Source organism: Gluconobacter cerinus, assembly GCF_002723935.1.
Taxonomy (GTDB): Bacteria; Pseudomonadota; Alphaproteobacteria; order Acetobacterales; family Acetobacteraceae; genus Gluconobacter; species Gluconobacter cerinus.
In genome coordinates this window covers 1-18,894 of the sequence record NZ_BEWM01000010.1, presented here as the reverse complement: position 1 = coordinate 18,894, position 18,894 = coordinate 1, and the positions used below count along the sequence as shown (strand labels likewise).

Here is an 18,894-nt window from a genome sequence, read left to right as displayed (position 1 = left end):
GCTACCGCGTGATCACGCCCTGGCTAAAGATTGGTGCGCCGCTATACCTGCCAGGACACCCGACGCTGCTGCGACCGTTGCATTATGCATCGGGCTAGCGGCATCCCCAGCTGCATAGACACCGGACACAGAGGTTGCGCCCCAGGTATCGACCTTGATGAACGGACCGGTAGGTCCGTTTTCCAGAATACAGCCCAGATCCTCGGCAATCGGGCTGGCAGGTCTGGTTTTCGGTACCGTGAACACAGCTGCGACTTCAATGAGCCGTCCATCCGCCAGCTTCACGGCATCCAAACCAGGAGCATCTCCGATGAAAGAAATGATTGGAGTACGTTCGATCACGACGCCGCGCTTGCTAAGTAACATTGCCTGCTCTGGATCCGGCTCGTAAATTCCCTGAGTGAAGTAAGTTGTTGGTCCCCAATCGGGTATTAATGTTGCCTGATGGACTGACATTGGGTTGGTAGCGATAATTCCAAGCTGATGATTGCGGACCTCATATCCGTGGCAGTAAGGACAATGAAGAACGGTCTTGCCCCATCGTTCCGCTACACCAGGGATATCGGGCAAAGTATCGGAAACGCCAGTAGCGAGTATCAGCCGCTTCGCCTGAAATTTTGCTCTGTTGGCTAGATACACAGTAAACGTCTTGCCATTTCGTGCCACCTTCTGCGCGTCGTTCTGCAAGATCTGCGCAGTTGGATATCGCCGTAATTGTGCAGTGGCTTCACGCATAATGGTGTTAGGCGCTTTGCCGTCCTGGCCGAGGAAACCATGAGACGCGTCTGCGAAGCGGTTTCGCGGTAAGCCAGCATCGATCAGCAAAACGCTCATGCGAGCCCGTGCCAGCTGAATAGCTGCCGCTTGTCCGGCAAAGCTGCCGCCTATCACGATCACATCATACATCGTTAAATCCTATTCAACTTCATATGTAATGTCTGAAGTTACATATGTGCATAACAGCTTTTTTGCAACTCTTGATGTGACATGATAGAAGGGCCTAAAAGGCAGGCGATGCAACTGGACGGGCGATTATCGAGAATGATGCATTTGCTGATCCATATGGATCGCGCGAATGGGCCCATCACCTCCGGTGCAGCGGCGGAAATGCTGCATACCAATCCGGTTGTTATTCGGCGTACGATGGCAGGCCTGCGGGATGTGGGGTTCGTTCGTTCCATCAAGGGGCACGCTGGCGGGTGGACGCTTCTGAAGCCGCTGGAAAGTATCTCGATGCTTGATGTCTACAAAGCCGTGGGGCAGCCGCGTATTTTCGCAATTGGCCTGGCCGACCCCGCGCCCGATTGCCTCGTCGAGCAGGCCGTAAATGCGTCAATGACGAGCGCACTCGAAAAAGCTGAGGCGCTCCTGATCGCTCAACTAGGCGAGGTCACTCTTGCAGAAATCGCCAAAGATTTTAACCGGCGCTTTTCTGCGTCTTGCGCGAACTTGCCCTGAACCAGGGTAGTCTACCGCTTTAGAGCTCAAAAAGCTTTGCAGTTACTCGATGGAATGAAGCTCAAACGTAAAGCCGCACAATGCATAAAAATGGTAGCGGCTGTTTGCACGGGACCCTTCTGCTATGTGGGGTGTGCTGTGAGAGCCCTTTTTGCAATAAACCTGTCTTTCATCGCGGAAACAAACGTTCGAACATTTACGGACTGACGTTCTTTGGCAGGGAACAGGATGAAGACCGGAAGGACTGAGGCGGGGGTGTCAGTCAAAATTCTTCGAAGCTGCCCATTTTCAACAAATTGGTGAGTTTGGTAGGATAATGCCGTGACGATGCCTAGATCTTCGATGGCGGCTGTGAGAGCCGCATCGACACTGTTCACGAAAAGCCGGGGCGAGACTTTTATCGAAAAACCAGATTTCCCGCCCTGTCGCCACTCAGAATATCCCGCTGCATATTCATTAACCTCAATGAGGCCATGCGTTGCGAGATCCTCAAAGACCTGTGGCTCTCCGTGTTTCTTCAGATAAGCTGGGCTGGCAACAAAAATTTTCTGGACCTCTCCGATTTTCTGCATCTTCAGGGCGCTGTCTTGTGGAGGTGCAATCCGGATGGCGAGATCAATTCCTTCTTCCACAAGATGAACAACCCGGTCTGTCAAAAAAAGCCTGATGTTCAATTGCGGCCAGGCTTTTAAAAGTTCTGTGACAACGGGAAGGACGTGTACCCGTCCAAATATAACGGGGGCGGTAATCGACAACACTCCTTGGGGGGCAGTCCTCGCACCTTGCGCTATAGCAATCGCACCATCTAGGTCGAAAATCGCTGTCCGACACCGAGCCAGAAACTCCACGCCTTCAGTGGTCAGATGTACAGAGCGGGTTGTACGGTTGAATAAGGAGATTCCGAGAGCTATCTCGAGGCTTCTCACCGTCCGTGTTACCGTTGTTGCGGAAAGACCCAGCTTCCGGGATGCTCCGACAAAACTGGCGTGATCGGCCACGGCCATAAAGATCCGCAATGCCGGAAGGTCGATCAGATCTCTCTCCTGTAATCAACAAATTATAGCCACAAAACGCAATAATGAAGTGCGATTTCGACAGATTATCGCATGCCTTGTTGCGTGAGAAGACAATGTATCTGTTCAACCGTTTTTTTCGGGAGTTCCCCATGAAGCTCTATTATCATCCCCTTTCGGGGCATGCGCATCGGGCGCACCTCTTTCTCTCTCTTGTCGGCTTGCCTCACGAATTGACGCTTGTCGACCTTGCCGCGGGTGAGCAGAGAACTCCGGAATTTTTAAGGCTGAACGCCTTTGGAGAAATTCCCGTTCTAGATGATGACGGGACTATCATTGCGGATTCTAATGCCATCCTTGTTTATGTCGCGCGAAAAATGGGGCCATCTCATTGGCTGCCAGAGGACCTAGTAACAGAGGCGGAAATTCAACGCTGGCTGTCTGTTGCGGCAGGAAAAATCACATATGGATGCTGTGCTGCGCGTCTTGTGACAGTCTTTGGCGCCCCCTTCAATCCGGAAGAGGTCATCCAGCGTGCTCATGACACACTCAAAGTGATCGAGCAAACCTTGCTGGGCCGGACCTGGATCGCAGGAACCCAAGAACCGACAATCGCGGATGTCGCGCTTTACAGTTATGTCGCGAGAGCTCCGGAAGGAAATGTTGATCTATCAGAATACAAGGCCATTAGTAGATGGTTGCAGCGCACGGAAAGCCTGGAGGGATTTGTTCCATTCGCGAATATTGTAGCGGATTTGAAAACAGGAGAGGCGCAATGAACTTCTCTCATCTGAGTCTAGATCATGTAGGCATTCGTGTGACGGATCTCGCCGTTTCCGAACGGTTTTATGCCAAATTTGGCTTCATCCGTGATCCAGAAGAATACGCTCCAGCGGTGAAAGCCTGTGGTCTACATCACCCATCAGGACTTCGTCTTCATCTTATTTTTAATGGTGTATCAGACCCGGCTGGTAATGTTCTGATGGATGTTCCTGTTAAATATTCAGGCTACACACATGCGGCATTTATTATCGAAAGTATGGTGGGCCTTGTGGCCTGGCTGGAACAGGAACGGATTACGATCACAGAAGGCCCAGTGCATATGGGACACGACAGACGCGTCGTCTGTTTTATTCGTGATCCAGACGGGAACGTTTTGGAATTTAACGAAATTCTCCAGTAATTTGTCTTTCTGGAACTCTGAATTTGATAGCCGAATGAGGACACCGATAATAAAATTCAGCCGATATCACTTAGATCGAGTACTACCAAGGTAGATTGTTCGACGCATACGCTGAACGAATGAATCAAGAAGGTCGACGCCGGTAAGCAGACTAATCTTGAATTTCTATCTGTTCGTGCATTTTAAACCAGATCAGGGACGGAGAGAATGGAGCAGGGTTCATGAGGCGGCATGCCTACCATTCGTGGCGGCAAAGAGCGCGAGGGAGGCGAGGCACATGAGCGTTCCTGCGATCGCAAAGCCCCACCAACCTGCAATGCTGTAGAGTGCGGCCCCGCAAGACGATCCGAGCGCACCGCAGACGAACACACCGCCCATATAAGCAGCATTCAGGCGTCCGCGCGCAGTGTCGTTGAGACTGTAAACCACGCGCTGGCTGATGACCTGATTGGTTTGCACCCCACCATCCAGCAGCAGCGCAAGTACCGCGAGGACGATAATCCAACCTGCAGCGACGGCCCAGCCCGAGGTGAGAGACGTTGCGCCTACGAGTGCGATTGCGCTCAGTGTCGCGGGACGGGTCAGTCCGGCGTCAGCCAAGCGTCCTGCGAGAGGAGCGGCCAGTGCGCCGCCTGCTCCCGCGAGTGCGAAGAGGGCAATCTTGCTCTGGCTAAAGCCGAACTGGGCATGAAGCAAAAGCGGAATGGCGGTCCAGAACATGTTGAAGACAGCGAAGACGAGACCATGACAGGCGATGCGAACCCTTAACGTCCTGTATTGGACCAGAAGATGCATGATCGACCGCAAGAGGCTTCCGTAAGACATGCGACGGGTTGGGGCCTGAACGGGCAGAACGCGCGCCAGCCCAAGACCCGCGAGCATCATGACGACAGCAGAGGCCCAGAACACGGCTCGCCAGCCGAACGCGGCCGCCATAGCGTTTGCGACGGGCCGCGAGAGCATGATCCCCGACAGCAGACCGCCCATGATATTGCCGATCGTTCTGCCACGTTGACCGGGTTCCACGAAATGCGTGGCGAGCGGAAGCAGAATCTGCGATCCCACGGAACACAGACCGATGGTGACGGAAAACAGCATGAATGTCGCGACTGAGGTGCTGAGCGCCGCTCCGATCAGACTGACGACAAGCCCGGCAATCGTCAGGAGGATCAGACGACGGTTTTCGGACTGGTCGCAGAGCGGCACGATCAGGACCAACCCAGCCCCGTAGCCGAGTTGGGTCAGCGTGACGATACTTCCCGCCCATGTGGAGGAAATGGCCAGTGCACCCGTGATGGGGCCGATCAGAGCCTGCGCGTAGTAGATGTTCGCGACCGTCAGGCCGCACACCCCGGCGAACAGTCCGGTTATCGCCGGTGTCAGACGGAATGTCGTGTGAGCGGTAGCGTTTGTCACGGGCAGCTTTCTGGTAACTTTAGACCGGGGTAATGGCTCAGAACGTATTTCTGAAAATAATCTCGTTCGTCGGAAGGATGCCGCCCGTCGGGTGAGGAGCCTTGGCGCATTTGCCGACCGCGACGAACATGACGATTTCATAGTCCGTGGGAAGATTGATGAGCTTGCCCACTGCGTCGAAGTCGAAACCGTCCATCGGGCATGTGCCGTAGCCCATGCTTTCGGCCTGTAGCATGATGGCTGCCGCTGCCATACCGCACGAGCGCATGCCTTCGTCGCGCTGGACCTGTTCGCGTCCACGATAATACTGATCGATCGCGCCGGTCATGAATTGCTGCACTTCGGTGGAGGCGTTTTCCCAGTAGCGCGTGGTGGATTTCTCCCACGCCTTGATGTCAGCGCAGAGAACCAGAAGCACGGAAGAGTCAGTAACCTGAGCTTGATCCCATGCGACGGCGCGGATCTTGGTACGCAGTTCTGGATCGGTCACGGCGACGAAGCGCCAATTCTGGATGTTGAACGCCGTTGGCATACGGCGGGCGAGACCGAGCAGTGTGTCGAGTTCAGCGTCCGTCATGCGGTGGTCGGGATCGAAGACTTTGATAGCGCGGCGTTGCAGAATGGCACTAGCGACGTCGAGGGGCATGAAATTTCTCCTGTTGTGTGGCTCTGTTGTACAATTTACCCTGTCAACGCGGAGAGGGCATTAAGGGTGCTTAGACTTATGAGACGGCCTGTCTGATGGGTGTTCCATCGTTCCCCTTGGCCCGTCCGGGATAGCCGTAGGCCTACAGAGTGTCATTTCGGGTGATGGCATCTTTGCTGATGCGAGGCGCCATAACACTACATTCTTTTTGGGAGGTATGATCTACTATGTATCAGGGCTGGTAATGGTTTCATAAGATCGCCTTGTGTCATACACACTATCAGCCGTGACGCTGACTGGCGATCTCTTCATCGTCGGGGATCTGTTTCCGAGACTTGGGCCGGAGCAGAGCATCACTGACATCGCTTCCTATCATGTCTATGCTCCTGATTTATATGGCTATTCATGGAATTTTTCAAATGTACGAAAAGAAAAAGAAAGGCATGTTTAAAAAATTACTATTTCCTAACATGCCCTTCAGGAAGAATACTAGCGCGTCATAGATTTAAACAATTGTGTCTGTTCGACCAGCGCGCGTTCGGTTGGCAACCGTTCCATACTCGATGCACCATAAAATCCATGGCAATCAGGGCAAGCCTTGAGGACTTTCTGGGCATCTTCAGGCATTGCAATCGGTCCGCCATGGCAAAGAACGATGACGTCGTCTCTCACACTTTTGGCAGCATCCGTCATCTGGTTGATCAGCGTTATACAGTCGTCCAGTGTGAATGCTGTTTCTGCACCAATATTGCCACCAGTTGTCAGGCCCATGTGGGCAACCAGAACATCCGCGCCCGCTTTTGTCATGCTGATAGCTTGCTCTGGGTCGAAGATATAAGGGGTCGTGAGCAAATCTTTCTTGCGGGCCCGAGCGACGACATCTACTTCCATAGCATAGCTCATGCCGGTTTCTTCAAGGTTTTTCCGGAATGTACCGTCAATCAGCCCGACTGTCGGGAAGTTTTGTATACCAGAAAAACCCACTCTGCGTATTTCGTCGAGGAATACATCAAAGTCCACAAATGGATCAGTCCCATTCACGCCGGCAAGTACTGGCGTGTTTGGGACAACTGGCAGCACCTCACGTGCCATATCCATAACGATCTGATTAGCATTGCCATAGGCAAGCAACCCCGCAAGTGAACCGCGTCCAGCCATGCGGTAACGACCGGAGTTGTAAATGACGATCAGATCGATGCCACCCTCCGCCTCACATTTGGCGGAAAGACCTGTTCCTGCTCCGCCTCCAACGATAGGGCGCCCTTCTGCGATAAGGCCGCGCAAACGACCAAGAATAGTTTCGCGTGCAATGCTAGGCATTGAATTCTGTCTCCTTGAACATTGTCTGAAATTCGTCCGCCATTGCCTGAGCAAAAGCAGAATCATTGAGCGCATATGGCAGGCGTATCAGCCTTCGCCTTGCGCTTTCGCGCAGCATCCCTGACAATGCCGCGACGAATGCTTCATCGGCTTCGGGATCGAAAAAGACCTCTCCAGCCGCATCAAGTAAAGAAAAGCCGCCTTCCGGTATAAAGAATGTGACCGGGCCTTCGCAGTGATTCAGGCGTTCGGCGATCATTTGCCCCATCTGACGACATTCTTCGACAGATGTACGCATCAGTGTGATGTGTGGGTTATGTTCTACCAGAACGCGATTTCTATAATTTTGTGGAACCGTATCTCGGGCAGCGAAATTGACCATGTCGAGACCACCGCAACTGCCAACATAAGGCACTCTAGTGCGTGCAACTGCGCCGAGCCGGTCTTCTCCACAAGGGAAAATACCATTCGCAATGCGGTCGCAGAATTCCGTTGTTGTAACGTCAATTACACCGCGTATGACTCCACGATCAATCAGCTGTTCCATCGAACGACCACCCGTACCGGTGGCGTGAAACACCAAACAATCAAACTGGTGATGCAGGGCATCAGTCAGGTGTGTGACGCAGGGTGTCGTGACACCAAACATAGTCAAGCCAATCGCAGGGCGTTGGTCTTCGGGTTCATGCGTCGCAGAACGCACCATACCGGCCATGGCATTCGCTGCGTTTTCGAGCACACGCCGCGACACACGGTTCAGCCCTTGCAGATCGACCACGGAATACAGCATTGCTATATCTGATCCACCAACATAAGGCGCAACGTTTCCAGATGCCACGGTGGACACAAGAATTTTTGGAACACCGATGGGCAGTGCCTGCAAAGCAGGTGCTACCAGTGCGGTGCCTCCAGACCCCCCTAGTGCCAGTACTCCTGCCACATCAGGGCGCGAGGAGAGATAGTGCAACAACGCGTCAGACATTCCTGCAATTGCTGAACCTCTGACATTCCCGAATACGGCATCGGGCCCACGCGGGTGGCATGATGCGACGTCCCATGCCACGACATCGGTGACTTGAATGACACCGCTGCAATTGTGTCCTGTGGAGACATCGACAACTCTGGAGAGCACACCACGTTCCGACAATTTGGTTCGCAGATAACAGAGTTCTGCGTCCTTGGTGTCTCGCGTTCCGATGATATAGACGTATTTCGCCATCGTCAGGCCATCCGGGGACACGGCTCAAGCAATGTGACCGTCAGTGGTCTTTCCAGTCCTGCCGTAAACGTCTCTTTCATGGCCAGGAAATGTGCCGTCTGCTCATGAATTAGAAGCGCGTCGAGGCTCTCCCACTGTTCGATAAACACGAGATGCTTCGGGTCGTTTTGGTCACGCTTGCAGTCATAGGAGATATTGGACGGTTCTAAACGCGACGCGATAACGCATGCCGCAACTGCGCCGAGGATGGCATCTTTGTGTTCAGGGCGGATGTAGATTTCGGCAATAATAGTAAGGATATTTGTTGATAGGTCTGACATGCTTTCTCTCCGCCGCCTGACTGTTCTTTTCAGACTAACGCGGAGTGACACTTTCAGCCTACGACTATAGTGTCACGTGACACTTTTCTTTCTACTAGTTCGCATGCCTGACGTATGCGCGTCAGCGCTACGGTCAGATTTTTGAAGGATACGGCACCCAGGGCGAGCCTTACGCCTGTTTTTTGAAGGGTGTCGCAACTGGAAAAAGCGCTCGGTGGTGCGATTGAAACACCGAGTGCCTTTGCGTTTTCAGCGACGTTTTCTGCTGTGGATGCATCCATGGGCAGCCAAAGGTGAAAGCCGTCTCCACCCGGTTCTGTCATGCGTTTGCCCAATATATTACGAGCAAGATTCCGTCGTCTTGCGGCTTCGGCACGTAAAGATTGACGGACGCTGCTAGCCGTTCCATCGCTCAACCACTGAGCCATCATCGCATAGGACAGGGGAGCGATCATCAGGGATGATGCAAGCAGCACTGGAAGTGTCTGCGCTGCGAATGCAGCTGGGGGGGCCAGCGCGCCTATGCGCAAACCTGGACTGATGATTTTTGACAGACTGGAAACATGAAAAGTCCGTTCCGGAATGAGCGCCGCGAGAGTGTGGTTTAGCTTGCTCTGTCCAGCATAGACACCATCTTCGATGACCAGAGCATCGAACCGGCGGCACAACTGGGCAATGGCATGTACTCGATCGCTATCCATGCAAGCGGTGGTTGGATTATGCAGGGTGGGCGTTACATACACTAATGCCCGTCCAGTTTGGGGTGACGATAAGGCGGCTTCCAGCCCATCAGGCATCATCCCGCGCGCATCCATGGCAATACTTTGCAAGGTTTTTCCTCCGCGACGCACTGTGTCCAGCATGCCGGGGTAGGTCACCTCTTCGGTTATAATGCTGCCCACATGTGGGCGCGCGACGGTGAACGCCACGCTGAGTGCCTGTTGCGCTCCACCAGTCAGTAACAGATTTTCCGGATCGATTTCGATACCGCAACCTGTCAGCCAGTGCGCCATAATTCGACGGTGTTCGATATGTCCAGCAACAGGTGGATAAACGTTAAAAAGGGCGGCGTCGACGGTACGGGCCAGACGTGACAGGGTGCGAGCGAGTGCTCGGTCACTAAACATGGGCGGGGGCATATTGGTGGACATATCCAGCAAAATCGACGGATCATCCGCCCGTGCGGCAACGAAAGATCCGCGCCCATGCTCGGCCCGCACTAATCCGCGTCTTTCAAGAATGGCATAAGCGCGCGTAACGGATCCAATGCCGATGCCCAGACGCCACGCGAGGTCACGGTGTGCTGGCAGTCGATCGCCAACAGACAAAATACCATGGAGTATGTCTGATCCCAGCACGTCGGCTAGGCGTTCCGCCGCCGATCCAGTTCCGTCTGGGAGACGTGCATTCCAAGGTGACTGGCTTCGCATTGTTTTGCCTAATTAATTTTAGAAAGCTCAATAGTGGGGGAATACCCCACTATTGATGGCAGATGGAGGGTGGTTAGGACCGTTCTATCGTATCGTCCCGCCCCCGCGAAGCAAGAAGCCAATCGTCATAGCTCCCTAATTATACCAAACGAGACGAAATATTAGGTTCGGGATCTGGAAGGGTTCGAAGAACTTATCTTAGGAAGATCTATTACATAACATTTCCAATGTCTTAAGACTTTTGATCGGCCGAAATAAGAGGTTTGTAAACCTACCAGGTCCGCGTTCAGTCGGTTGACGTGGCGGCCATCAGAACCCGGAGCGGACTCTCTTAGGCACAGTTTGCCAGAAGCATCGGGCGCGCCAAGGGGACCCTCCTGAACTGGGAGCATGGCCGTCGTCAGCCAACCGGACGAGTTCAGGTTTTGCTGGCGATGTCGGATAAGCGGCCGTCATTGGTGAGTGAGCTGCTTCCTGCGGCGCGCTGAGAAAACACAGGTCCCGATACGCTCGTTCAGACGACCGCTACGGGGGGATCCGTTGTTCGTGCTCGAACGTAAAATAGCAGACGTTCCTACTCGCCTAAAATATGTGTCGAGCGATGTTAATGCCCTCAACTGGCAGGACTGGGAAAACGATCAACCGGCTTCCGTCGTAATTTGAGCGAGTGCCGTTATGCGTTGCGCTTTCCAGCGTTGAAGCAGTCGGGAGCGAGACTCACCTATCTTCTCATCCAGAATTTCTACCGCGTGGATCCGGTCCGTACGGAAGTGACGAAATCCCTGCCTCAACTCGCACCAGGCGATCAACATGCACGTAATGTCCGAATAACCGAGAACGACTGGCCATACTTTACGCTCGGTGACCTCGCCTTGTTGATCCCGATAATACAGGCGTAACTTTATTCCTGCGCGAATAGCCGCTCTAAGGCTCGCTCTGTCATCTTTGCCTTGTGATACATCGAGAGGCAGCTTTGTCGCTGTGCTTGGAATGCTGATAAACGGCTGCAAGGCCGGGGAGACAACTGCTGCAATCTTGGCGAGTACATCCAATGCGGCACGTGACAGTTCCTTTTCACCATGGGCCGCCACCCACTGTGCTCCCAGAACGATTGCTTCAAGCTCAGCCGGGAGCAGTGCAAGGGGTGGCATGTCATATCCAGCCCCCAAAATGTACCCAACGCCTGCTTCACCTGAAATGGGTACGCGCTGCCCGATCAAATGTGCAACGTCGCGATAAATCGTGCGGATGGAGACTTCAAGTTCCTCGGACAGCATCCTCGCCGTAACGGGGCGAGACGAGCGGCGCAGGATCTGGATGATCTGAAAAAGGCGATCGGTGCTACGCAAAGGCTCTGCAATCATGCTGACAGGATGCTGTCAGCATGATTGTGCCAAAAAGTGCGGAACACAACCTGCACAGGAACTTACCGATGACATTCGCCTCTACCCGTCTCATTGCCGCCGACATCACTATGATGGTTGCTTTTTATGAACTGGTGATCGGACACTCTGCCGAATGGCTTGCGCCTCAGTTTGCCGAAATCGTAACCTCTGGCGCAAGAATTGCGATCGGTAGTACCGAGACAGTGGCGCTGTTCATGGAAGGAAGTGCCGAGCCAGGCGCCAATCGCACGGCCATCCTTGAATTCAGGGTCGAGGACGTGGACGCTGAATTTAAGCGTCTGAAAGGCAAGGTGGCCGTTGTGATCGAACCTAAGACGCTGCCTTGGGGTAACCGCACGCTCCAGTTCCGCGACCCCGAGGGGACTATCATTAGCTTGTTCACACCTGTAACCGAAGCCGCCCGTCTCCGTTTCGGGAGCCTGTGACAAAGTACGGTCGGCGTTGATGCGTAATTCTTTGGAGCCGTAAACAACTGGATACTCGCGGATACCGAGTGACGGGGGCAAAGGGAATGTCGGCAGTTGGGCGGTAGGACTGGAAAAGCGGCCATTCGTGCAATCGATTTTCACGATACAAATGGGCGCTCCTGAAGATCACCTACTACGTCGGGCGATAGCCGCCTGCCTGCTTTTGTATCATTGGGCAGACAGGTAGTTTAGGAGGAAATCCGACGTTTACACTTGAATGAGTCTATTTCTTTGGCACAAAAAATAGACTCATTCTGATAAATTAACGTTCCGGCTTGATAAATACGAAGATGAACTGGTCGGTCTTTCCTCGAATGGCAGGATCAAAAACTTTGAGGTGATGATCATCATCAGGATTCGACAGTAATTTGCTTTCAGCTTTCAAAGTAAATCCCGCATTCAGAATGGCTTTTTTGGCGACTTCCGGATCAATACGGTGCAAAGTGTTCGTCTCACTGAGGCCTGTCCCTGGGGCGGCCACGTGATCAATGACAACAAAGCGGCCACCAGGTTTTAGAAGATCGAAAACCTGGTTGCTGAATGCGGTGATATCCACGTTGCCCAAAAATGGGGTTGGTAGATCATGAAGGTTCTGGGACGTGAAGAATACGTCCACGGGGGCTGGCAAGGTGAGATGAGAAAGATCATCTGGGACAGCCGCTACGTTTTCTGTCCCTGGTGCCCCGGCAAGCGCTTTCATGCGGATTTCGCCCTTTGATCTCGGAGCGACCATGCCCGCTGGCCAGATGTCCAGCACCTTACCGTTAGGGCCAACAATACCAGAGAAAATACGGGTCCAATAACCACCGCCCGGCAGAAAATCAGCAACATGCTCGCCTGGCTTGATCTCAGCCAGTGCAGTAATCTCAGCTCCGTGCCGACGGGTATCATCCGCTCTGTCGCCCTGACGAATTGGAGCATTCATTGCAGACGAAATATAATCAGCTAAAGGCGCTGCATAAGCTACGGAAGACGCCAGAAGCGTGATGACGGCGGCTGAAACTGCTTTACGCATCATTATGATCCGATCATCCTATACCAGAAATGCCACACGAGGCTGTTCTCTTGATAATGTGGCAATGCTGAAAAAACTTCACAAGATCATCTTCGCAGAAGAGTTTACTCGCAAATGGAAACGAGAGAAGACGGGTCGTTGGAAAACATTTCCACCGCGACGGAAGGCTCTCTTTCAATCGTCAGAACTGTATTATTTCTGCTCAAATTGAGTGGTCGTATCATGATACGACTCTTCGGGCATGCGTCCAGCCAGTGCCGAATACGGACATTCTGCGTTATAGTGGACAATCCTTGCGGTAAGCCCGGCTCGGGATATTAGGTAATGTCAGAGCATCAGGCCTGATGGGACCGATCAATCACGAACCGCACTCCTCTAAAGGCTACAGCACCTCGCGTGCTGGCACCGGGACATTGCAGAGTGCGACGCCATGGGCGGGATGAACAAAGAACGGGTCACTCCTAGCGGCGCGCGTAGCAAGATACGTCGCGAATGTCGCACTCTCGACGCGCATTGTCTGAACCTTTGGGCGCTCGGAGACCGGCAAGTCCGAAGCAAGTACAACGCTTTGAATACCGACGTTCTGCAGCACATCGGTATAAAACCCAAGCGGACCCGTGCCACGCGGTAACGCACCCAGTTGCTCTATCCCAACCAATACACGGCCGACGACCGCGAGGTTTCGGTCGAGTTGGCGGGGCGCCTCACCGTTGACCACATAAAGTTCCTGTCCGTTTCCTGTATCCGGCGGCATATTCCGCGCCACACCGATAGTCCCGTAGCACTGCGCTGGCCACACGCTCGTTCCATCGCCGCCAACGGGCCACCCATCCGCAAACCCGACCTGCGCGGCATAAGGATCGGCATAGCCGAGAGAACGATATGTGAGCCCCTCGAGCGGGCGATCGTATTCAGCAGGCGGATGCGCGACGAAATGCGTGGGTAAAGATGCTTTTTCGTCCCTGACGCTCCATTGGACGACGTAATTATCCTGCACACGCATGATCGCTCCGCCGTCCCAGGCCCGGCTTTGCGCAAGACGCACGATATTAGCGACGTGCACAGGCGCAAATTGCGGAGCGAGTTCGATCACGATCCGCCGCCCATCGTTCGTCTTCATAAGCAACAACTGTTCGGACGGGACTGTCCGCCATGCACTATCCGGAGCATGATCCACGATCTCGGCAGGCGAGGGCACTGCGGCAAGAGCGCCCCCCAACGGCAATACGAGCAATAAGGCAGGAAGAGCATGTCGCATACGAGACAGAATGCCCATTTCCCACACCGAGGACCAGCCCTTTCCAATCCTCCCTCTTAGGACTGAATCAGAACAGGCCTTCCACGTTACGTCGCAGGTGAGTTAGAGGCAGTCTTCCGTGGTGAGGGGAGTCAGTAAAAATCCGCTTCTAAGACGGACGCCAGAGATCTTGAGCGTCGGGAAAGTAGGCGTGATCGGCTTGTCTCAAGGATAGCGAGAAATGCGTCGTGCCGTAGGTAAGAGGTCGCGGAATTGTGCCAGTACGGGACGCATGAACGCGTCACTGAACTGACCAAGCGATGACGTGTGCTGCAAGTAATACGAGGTAGCGGTCGGATCCAGGTTGTATTCGTCCAACAGGATCCATTGGCGCAGTTCCTGATCAAGGCCTGCCCGCTTTTTCTCGGTTGCCGGGACCTCGACTGCAATGCGTGGCCCAGAGGGTTGTTTCGTCGTCAGGGGAAGGAGAAGAACGTACTGACGATCATCACGTCCCACAAAGACTGCGGCAACTGCTGTTGGACGATCTTTGCGTCCTTCTGTTTCGCCATTTCCGCTCTGCCAATGCCAGAGATAGGGGTATCGCAGTACCATCCCGGGCCGAAAAGTCTGACTCATGGTTCTGTGCGGGTTTCCAACAGGTACCCGTCAATCGCATTTGCTACGTCGTGCACCAGATCCTGAGGCATTTCCGTAGTGGCACCGGCAGTACGCTCTGGTGCGTTTCCCACCAATGCCTCGTATTGTTCGACACTCAGCATAACCAACCGTGGTTTGCCGCGCTGATTAATTGAAATTGGCCCTTGCAGGGCACTGGCGATGATGTCTCCGGATTTCCGGGACAAATCGCTTGTCGAGAATGTGCGCATAGCGTTCTCCTTTATTTACATAAAATACAGCATTCACAGATTTGATGCAATTTCTGAAGGAAGAACACTTCGAAAAGGCGAAGGACAAGAAGGAAGGGCGGGGCTGTCACGAACCAGCCAACCGCGCAAGGCTCAGGCCGGGCGCGCTTCGCGCGGCCTTGCGCGGCTGGCTGGCCCGTGACGCGGGAGGGACATCTGAAAAATCATAGAAAGAGCGTTCCATGGCCGAGCTTCGCCGTGTTGATCCGAGAACCCTTGTGTCCAACCCGAACAATCCGCGCTCTTCCATCGGAAGTCTTGAAGAACTGCGCAAACTCGCCCTGAATATCAAGGCGATTGGTATCCTCCATCCTCCGGCCGTCCGGGAACTGGAAGACGGACGCCTGATGATCGTGGCAGGTCACCGTCGGACAGAAGGCGCCATCTATGCCGGTCTGACAGAGATCGACGTTTATGTCGGAGACCAGAGCGAAGACCTTGATGCCCTGGCCGCCGTCAGTGAGAACTTCGTGCGTCTGGACATGACGGAGCCAGAGCAGTGGAACAGCGTCACCCGTCTGCGCGAGCAGCTTGGCTATACAGATCCGCAGGTCTGCGCCGCCCTGATGGTCACGCCGAGCTATCTCAAGCGTCTCAGCCTTCTGGCGAAGCTGCACCCGCCCATTCTGGATGCCATCGCTCTCGGCCGAGGGCCTGATGAGCGGCAGCGCAAGGTCATCGCGCAGGCCTCTCTGGACGAGCAGCGTGACGCATGGGCGGAAATGTTTTCCGAGAGCGTGGAAGACGACGAGGATCCGGCCGAGTATCGCGTGAAGGCCGAAGATCCGGAGGATACCGTGGCCTGGGGCGCGCTTGCCCGGAACCTCGAACAGAAAGAATGGTACGCCCGCAACGCCCGTTTCGGGGATGATCTTACCCGTAAGCACAACATCGTCTGGATGGAGGATCTGTTTGCAGAACCCGGGACAGACAGCCGCTACACGCTTGATGCCACAGCTTACGCCGCAGCACAGCAGGACTGGCTGGACAATGAGCGGCCCGAAAACTCCATTGTCCTGGTCTCGGACGAGTACGGATATGTTCGTGCGCCCGAGGGCTTCATCACCATGGGCACCTGGATGGCGACACAGGAGGGTGAAGTCATGGGGTACGGCCTCAATCCCCGCACCCTGAAGATCGTGGAAGAACGCTGCCGTCCTTCTGTTGCCTTCACGCAAAGCCACGCGACCGGACCCGCAGAGCCCGAGGCCCCCAAGGAACGACCGGACGTTTCCGGGACCGGCCACAAGATGGACGTGTCGCGGTTTAGTGCCGGACCTTTAAGACCGAAAGTGGTTGTAAAGGAAAATTGGAATGGGACGAGTTTACAAGGCTGAGTTCAGACACGAGGCGGTGCGTTTAGCTCTGAGCAGCGGTCTGTCGCGTGAGCGTATTGCTCAGGATCTGGGTATTGGGTCTTCGACGTTGAAGACATGGATCCGTGATGCCCAGAAGCACGACACTGTCGTTGCTGACACAACGGATCATACGGCGTTATTACGTGAGAATGAGAGATTACGTCGTGAGAACCTTCTGCTGAAGGAGGAGAGGGAACTGCTAAAAAAGGCGACACAGTTCTTCGCGAACCAAAGATCGTGAGGTTTGCGTTCATTGCGCGATATCACGGTCCGCTTTCCCGTGAACGGGTCTGTCGGCTGTTTGGTGTCAGCGACCGAGGTTTGAGAGCCTGGCGACGTCGTCCGGTCTGTGCCCGCAGAAGACAGGATGATGCTCTGATGGTCCATATCCGCACCATTCACGCGCAGAGCAGGCGAAGCTACGGACGTCCCCGCATGACAGAGGAACTCAGAGCTCGTGGCTTTTCTGCCGGACATCGCCGTGTGGGACGGCTGATGCGGGAGAATGACATCCGGGTTGTCCGAACGCAGCGCTTTAAAGTAACCACGAAGAGCGCTCACAGTCATGCCATTGAACCCAACCTTCTGGGACAGGACTTCTCCGCAACATCGCTTAACCAGAAATGAACAGCGGACATCACATACATCTGGACGCGGGAAGGCTGGGTTTACCTGGTTGTGGTGCTGGACCTCTTCTCACGAAGAGTCATCGGCTGGAACCTTGATGTCCGTATGACCGCAGATCTTGCCACTACAGCGTTACAACGCGCTATTGCCTTGCGTCAGCCACCACCAGGCTGCATCCATCATGCTGATCGTGGCAGTCAGTATTGTTCAGAGGCTTACCGTCAGCTCCTTTCTGCTCATGGCTTTCTCGTGTCCATGAGCAGAAAGGGAAACTGCTGGGATAATGCAGTGACAGAAAGCTTCTTCAAAACCCTGAAAGCAGAACTCATGTGGCGACAGGCCTGGAGCACACGTCAGGAGGTCGAGCAGGCCATCACTCTTTACATCAACAATTTCTACAACGCGCAGAGGCGGCATTCCGCACTCCAGTGGAAAAGTCCTCTGGATCATGAGCGCAACGTCGCTTAACAAATACCCATGGTCCGGAACTAAACCGTGACACGTCCAATTATTGAAAGTTTTCTGTTATAACCTTTAATAAGATTATCTTTTCAAGTTCTTTGATAAAGGTTTCTGGGCATGAAGCGAACGGAATTATCCGGTGGTGTCCGTGAGCGTCTGGTCCGTCTTCCAGTCCCTTATGAGCATCACTATGGTGTTCTTCCTCTCCCTCTTCCGGAGGAAGGAATTCCTCTTGAAGAAATCACAGCGCTGCATTCCCAGGCCCAGCTGGCATTGGGACAGGCTGATGAGATTGCGCGCTCTCTTCCAGATCCTTATCAGATCAGTCGTATTCTCAGCCGCCGTGAAGCCGTCAGCAGTTCGGCGATGGAAGGAACCCATAGCACCCTCGATGAACTTCTTATCGCTGACGAAGATGACGATCAGGGAGGGCAGGCGGTTAGACAGGTTCGGGATTACGCGCTGGCTCTGGAGCGGTTCGTGCCATCGGCTCTCACTAAGGGCCGTCAAATCTTTCAGGTCGATCTGATCCAGAACCTGCATCGTAGTGTACTCGGCCATGATGCGTCCTACCGAGATACTCCGGGAGACTTCCGGCAGGAGGTCGTATGGATCGGCGGCAATGGGCACATTGCCTATTCCGTCTATAATCCTCCACCACCGGCTGAAGTCCCTCATTTGCTGGAAGAGACCCTGGATTATATGCGGGAAGACGGGATGCAGATGATGACCCAGTCCTTGATTACCCGGATGGCGTTAGCCCATGCTCATTTCGAGGCTGTTCATCCGTTCCGAGACGGGAATGGTCGCGTGGGTCGGCTCCTGCTGCCCCTGATGATGGCAGCTGAGAAACACATTCCGCTCTATCTCTCACCGTATATAGAGCTCCACAAACAGGCTTATTATGCAGCTCTCAAACAAGCCCAGCAGAAACTAAACTGGCTTCCTCTGATCGGCTTTGTGTCGAATGCCATTGTTCAAACGGTTCAGGAGTTACGCATCACCCGTGAAGCTCTCAGAACCCTGAATGCTGCATGGTTGACTCGTCGTTCGTTCCGAAAGGGATCAGCAGCGCTACGAGCGCTTGATATCCTTAGGGATTATCCGGTTCTGACGGCTCCACGGCTGGGAACTTTGCTGTCGATTACGCCACCCGCTGCTCACACGGCAATTAGCCAGCTTTGCCAGGCTGGGATCCTGAGAGAGCGAACTGGCTATGCCCGCAATCGAATTTACGTTGCAGATGAAGTGCTTGGCATCCTGAACCGACCCTTTGCAGAAGATCCTATAATTCCAGGCTCAGGTACCCAAGTCTAATGCCCTTGCTTTGATTGTGGTCGGTGAGCGAACAGGGGACCTTATATTTTGTCTTTCGAGCAGCGATAGTT

At 54.0% G+C, this 18,894-nt stretch carries 19 protein-coding genes and 2 pseudogenes; 8 read left to right on the top strand and 13 right to left on the bottom strand.

The annotated features are described in order from the left end of the window. Nucleotides 1-12: 12 nt before the first annotated feature. Nucleotides 13-906, bottom strand: a complete 894-nt coding sequence (locus tag GCE01_RS15085) for an NAD(P)/FAD-dependent oxidoreductase (protein WP_099213497.1) — start codon at nt 904-906, stop codon at nt 13-15. 135 nt (nt 907-1,041) lie between these two features. On the opposite strand from GCE01_RS15085, the gene GCE01_RS15080 reads away from it, so the two are divergent. After that, nucleotides 1,042-1,458 (top strand): RrF2 family transcriptional regulator, encoded by a 417-nt coding sequence (locus GCE01_RS15080; RefSeq protein ID WP_244591264.1) that lies wholly within the window; start codon nt 1,042-1,044, stop codon nt 1,456-1,458. Nucleotides 1,459-1,580: 122 nt separating this feature from the next. On the opposite strand, the gene GCE01_RS15075 is transcribed toward GCE01_RS15080, so the two are convergent. Further along, nucleotides 1,581-2,474: a LysR family transcriptional regulator gene (locus GCE01_RS15075; RefSeq protein WP_277352347.1), complete on the bottom strand. Its 894-nt coding sequence runs from the start codon at nt 2,472-2,474 to the stop codon at nt 1,581-1,583. Between the two features lie 149 nt (nt 2,475-2,623). Here GCE01_RS15075 and GCE01_RS15070 point away from each other — a divergent pair, with 149 nt between their 5' ends. Next, complete coding sequence (locus GCE01_RS15070; protein WP_099213523.1) at nt 2,624-3,250, top strand: glutathione S-transferase family protein; 627 nt, start codon at nt 2,624-2,626, stop codon at nt 3,248-3,250. Continuing rightward, a complete protein-coding gene (locus GCE01_RS15065; protein ID WP_099213495.1) occupies nt 3,247-3,654 on the top strand; it encodes a VOC family protein in 408 nt (135 codons plus the stop codon). The genes GCE01_RS15070 and GCE01_RS15065 overlap by 4 nt, the downstream gene beginning before the upstream one ends. A 219-nt stretch (nt 3,655-3,873) precedes the next feature. Here the strand turns inward: GCE01_RS15065 and GCE01_RS15060 are convergent, their stop codons facing one another. The 6 genes from GCE01_RS15060 to GCE01_RS15035 form a co-directional block, all read right to left on the bottom strand. Further along, complete coding sequence (locus GCE01_RS15060; protein WP_244591263.1) at nt 3,874-5,070, bottom strand: MFS transporter; 1,197 nt, start codon at nt 5,068-5,070, stop codon at nt 3,874-3,876. 37 nt (nt 5,071-5,107) lie between these two features. Continuing rightward, nucleotides 5,108-5,716, bottom strand: coding sequence for a nitroreductase family protein (locus GCE01_RS15055; RefSeq protein ID WP_099213493.1), 609 nt, complete (start codon nt 5,714-5,716; stop codon nt 5,108-5,110). Nucleotides 5,717-6,205: 489 nt separating this feature from the next. Beyond that, nucleotides 6,206-7,036: a phosphoenolpyruvate hydrolase family protein gene (locus tag GCE01_RS15050; protein WP_099213492.1), complete on the bottom strand. Its 831-nt coding sequence runs from the start codon at nt 7,034-7,036 to the stop codon at nt 6,206-6,208. Continuing rightward, the gene (locus GCE01_RS15045) at nt 7,029-8,255 is read right to left on the bottom strand and encodes a Tm-1-like ATP-binding domain-containing protein (protein WP_099213491.1); all 1,227 of its coding nucleotides are present in this window, start codon (nt 8,253-8,255) and stop codon (nt 7,029-7,031) included. The genes GCE01_RS15050 and GCE01_RS15045 overlap by 8 nt, the downstream gene beginning before the upstream one ends. 2 nt (nt 8,256-8,257) lie before the next feature. Continuing rightward, the gene (locus tag GCE01_RS15040; protein ID WP_099213490.1) at nt 8,258-8,575 is read right to left on the bottom strand and encodes a putative quinol monooxygenase; all 318 of its coding nucleotides are present in this window, start codon (nt 8,573-8,575) and stop codon (nt 8,258-8,260) included. A 53-nt stretch (nt 8,576-8,628) separates the two neighbouring features. After that, on the bottom strand, nt 8,629-10,005 hold the full coding sequence (locus tag GCE01_RS15035) for an aminotransferase-like domain-containing protein (RefSeq protein WP_099213489.1): 1,377 nt from the start codon (nt 10,003-10,005) through the stop codon (nt 8,629-8,631). Nucleotides 10,006-10,274: 269 nt separating this feature from the next. Here GCE01_RS15035 and GCE01_RS17430 point away from each other — a divergent pair. Next, a pseudogene (locus tag GCE01_RS17430) lies at nt 10,275-10,493 on the top strand (helix-turn-helix domain-containing protein); the annotation flags it as partial. Nucleotides 10,494-10,643: 150 nt separating this feature from the next. Here GCE01_RS17430 and GCE01_RS15025 read toward each other — a convergent pair. Then, entirely contained in the window at nt 10,644-11,369 is a 726-nt protein-coding gene (locus tag GCE01_RS15025; protein ID WP_099213488.1) for a helix-turn-helix transcriptional regulator, read from the bottom strand. Nucleotides 11,370-11,437: 68 nt separating this feature from the next. On the opposite strand from GCE01_RS15025, the gene GCE01_RS15020 reads away from it, so the two are divergent. Beyond that, nucleotides 11,438-11,836 (top strand): VOC family protein, encoded by a 399-nt coding sequence (locus GCE01_RS15020; RefSeq protein WP_099213487.1) that lies wholly within the window; start codon nt 11,438-11,440, stop codon nt 11,834-11,836. 304 nt (nt 11,837-12,140) lie between these two features. Here GCE01_RS15020 and GCE01_RS15015 read toward each other — a convergent pair whose 3' ends face one another. From GCE01_RS15015 to GCE01_RS14995, 4 genes are all read right to left on the bottom strand, one after another. Then, nucleotides 12,141-12,896, bottom strand: coding sequence for a class I SAM-dependent methyltransferase (locus GCE01_RS15015; protein ID WP_211516786.1), 756 nt, complete (start codon nt 12,894-12,896; stop codon nt 12,141-12,143). A 379-nt stretch (nt 12,897-13,275) separates the two neighbouring features. Continuing rightward, on the bottom strand, nt 13,276-14,169 hold the full coding sequence (locus GCE01_RS15005) for a peptidylprolyl isomerase (RefSeq protein WP_211516785.1): 894 nt from the start codon (nt 14,167-14,169) through the stop codon (nt 13,276-13,278). Between the two features lie 186 nt (nt 14,170-14,355). Next, nucleotides 14,356-14,769 carry a hypothetical protein gene (locus GCE01_RS15000; RefSeq protein WP_244591262.1) on the bottom strand — a complete coding sequence of 138 codons (414 nt, stop codon included), beginning with the start codon at nt 14,767-14,769 and terminating at the stop codon, nt 14,356-14,358. Then, complete coding sequence (locus GCE01_RS14995) at nt 14,766-15,020, bottom strand: type II toxin-antitoxin system prevent-host-death family antitoxin (RefSeq protein ID WP_099213484.1); 255 nt, start codon at nt 15,018-15,020, stop codon at nt 14,766-14,768. The genes GCE01_RS15000 and GCE01_RS14995 overlap by 4 nt, the downstream gene beginning before the upstream one ends. Before the next feature lie 221 nt (nt 15,021-15,241). On the opposite strand from GCE01_RS14995, the gene GCE01_RS14990 reads away from it, so the two are divergent. The 3 genes and pseudogenes from GCE01_RS14990 to GCE01_RS14980 all read left to right on the top strand — a co-directional run bounded on the left by GCE01_RS14990 (nt 15,242) and on the right by GCE01_RS14980 (nt 18,823). Then, nucleotides 15,242-16,396: a ParB/RepB/Spo0J family partition protein gene (locus GCE01_RS14990; RefSeq protein WP_244591261.1), complete on the top strand. Its 1,155-nt coding sequence runs from the start codon at nt 15,242-15,244 to the stop codon at nt 16,394-16,396. Beyond that, a pseudogene (locus GCE01_RS14985) lies at nt 16,374-17,512 on the top strand (IS3 family transposase). Before GCE01_RS14990 ends, GCE01_RS14985 begins: the two are co-directional and overlap by 23 nt. A gap of 111 nt (nt 17,513-17,623) precedes the next feature. Further along, nucleotides 17,624-18,823: a Fic family protein gene (locus GCE01_RS14980; protein WP_099213483.1), complete on the top strand. Its 1,200-nt coding sequence runs from the start codon at nt 17,624-17,626 to the stop codon at nt 18,821-18,823. Nucleotides 18,824-18,894 lie beyond the last annotated feature (71 nt).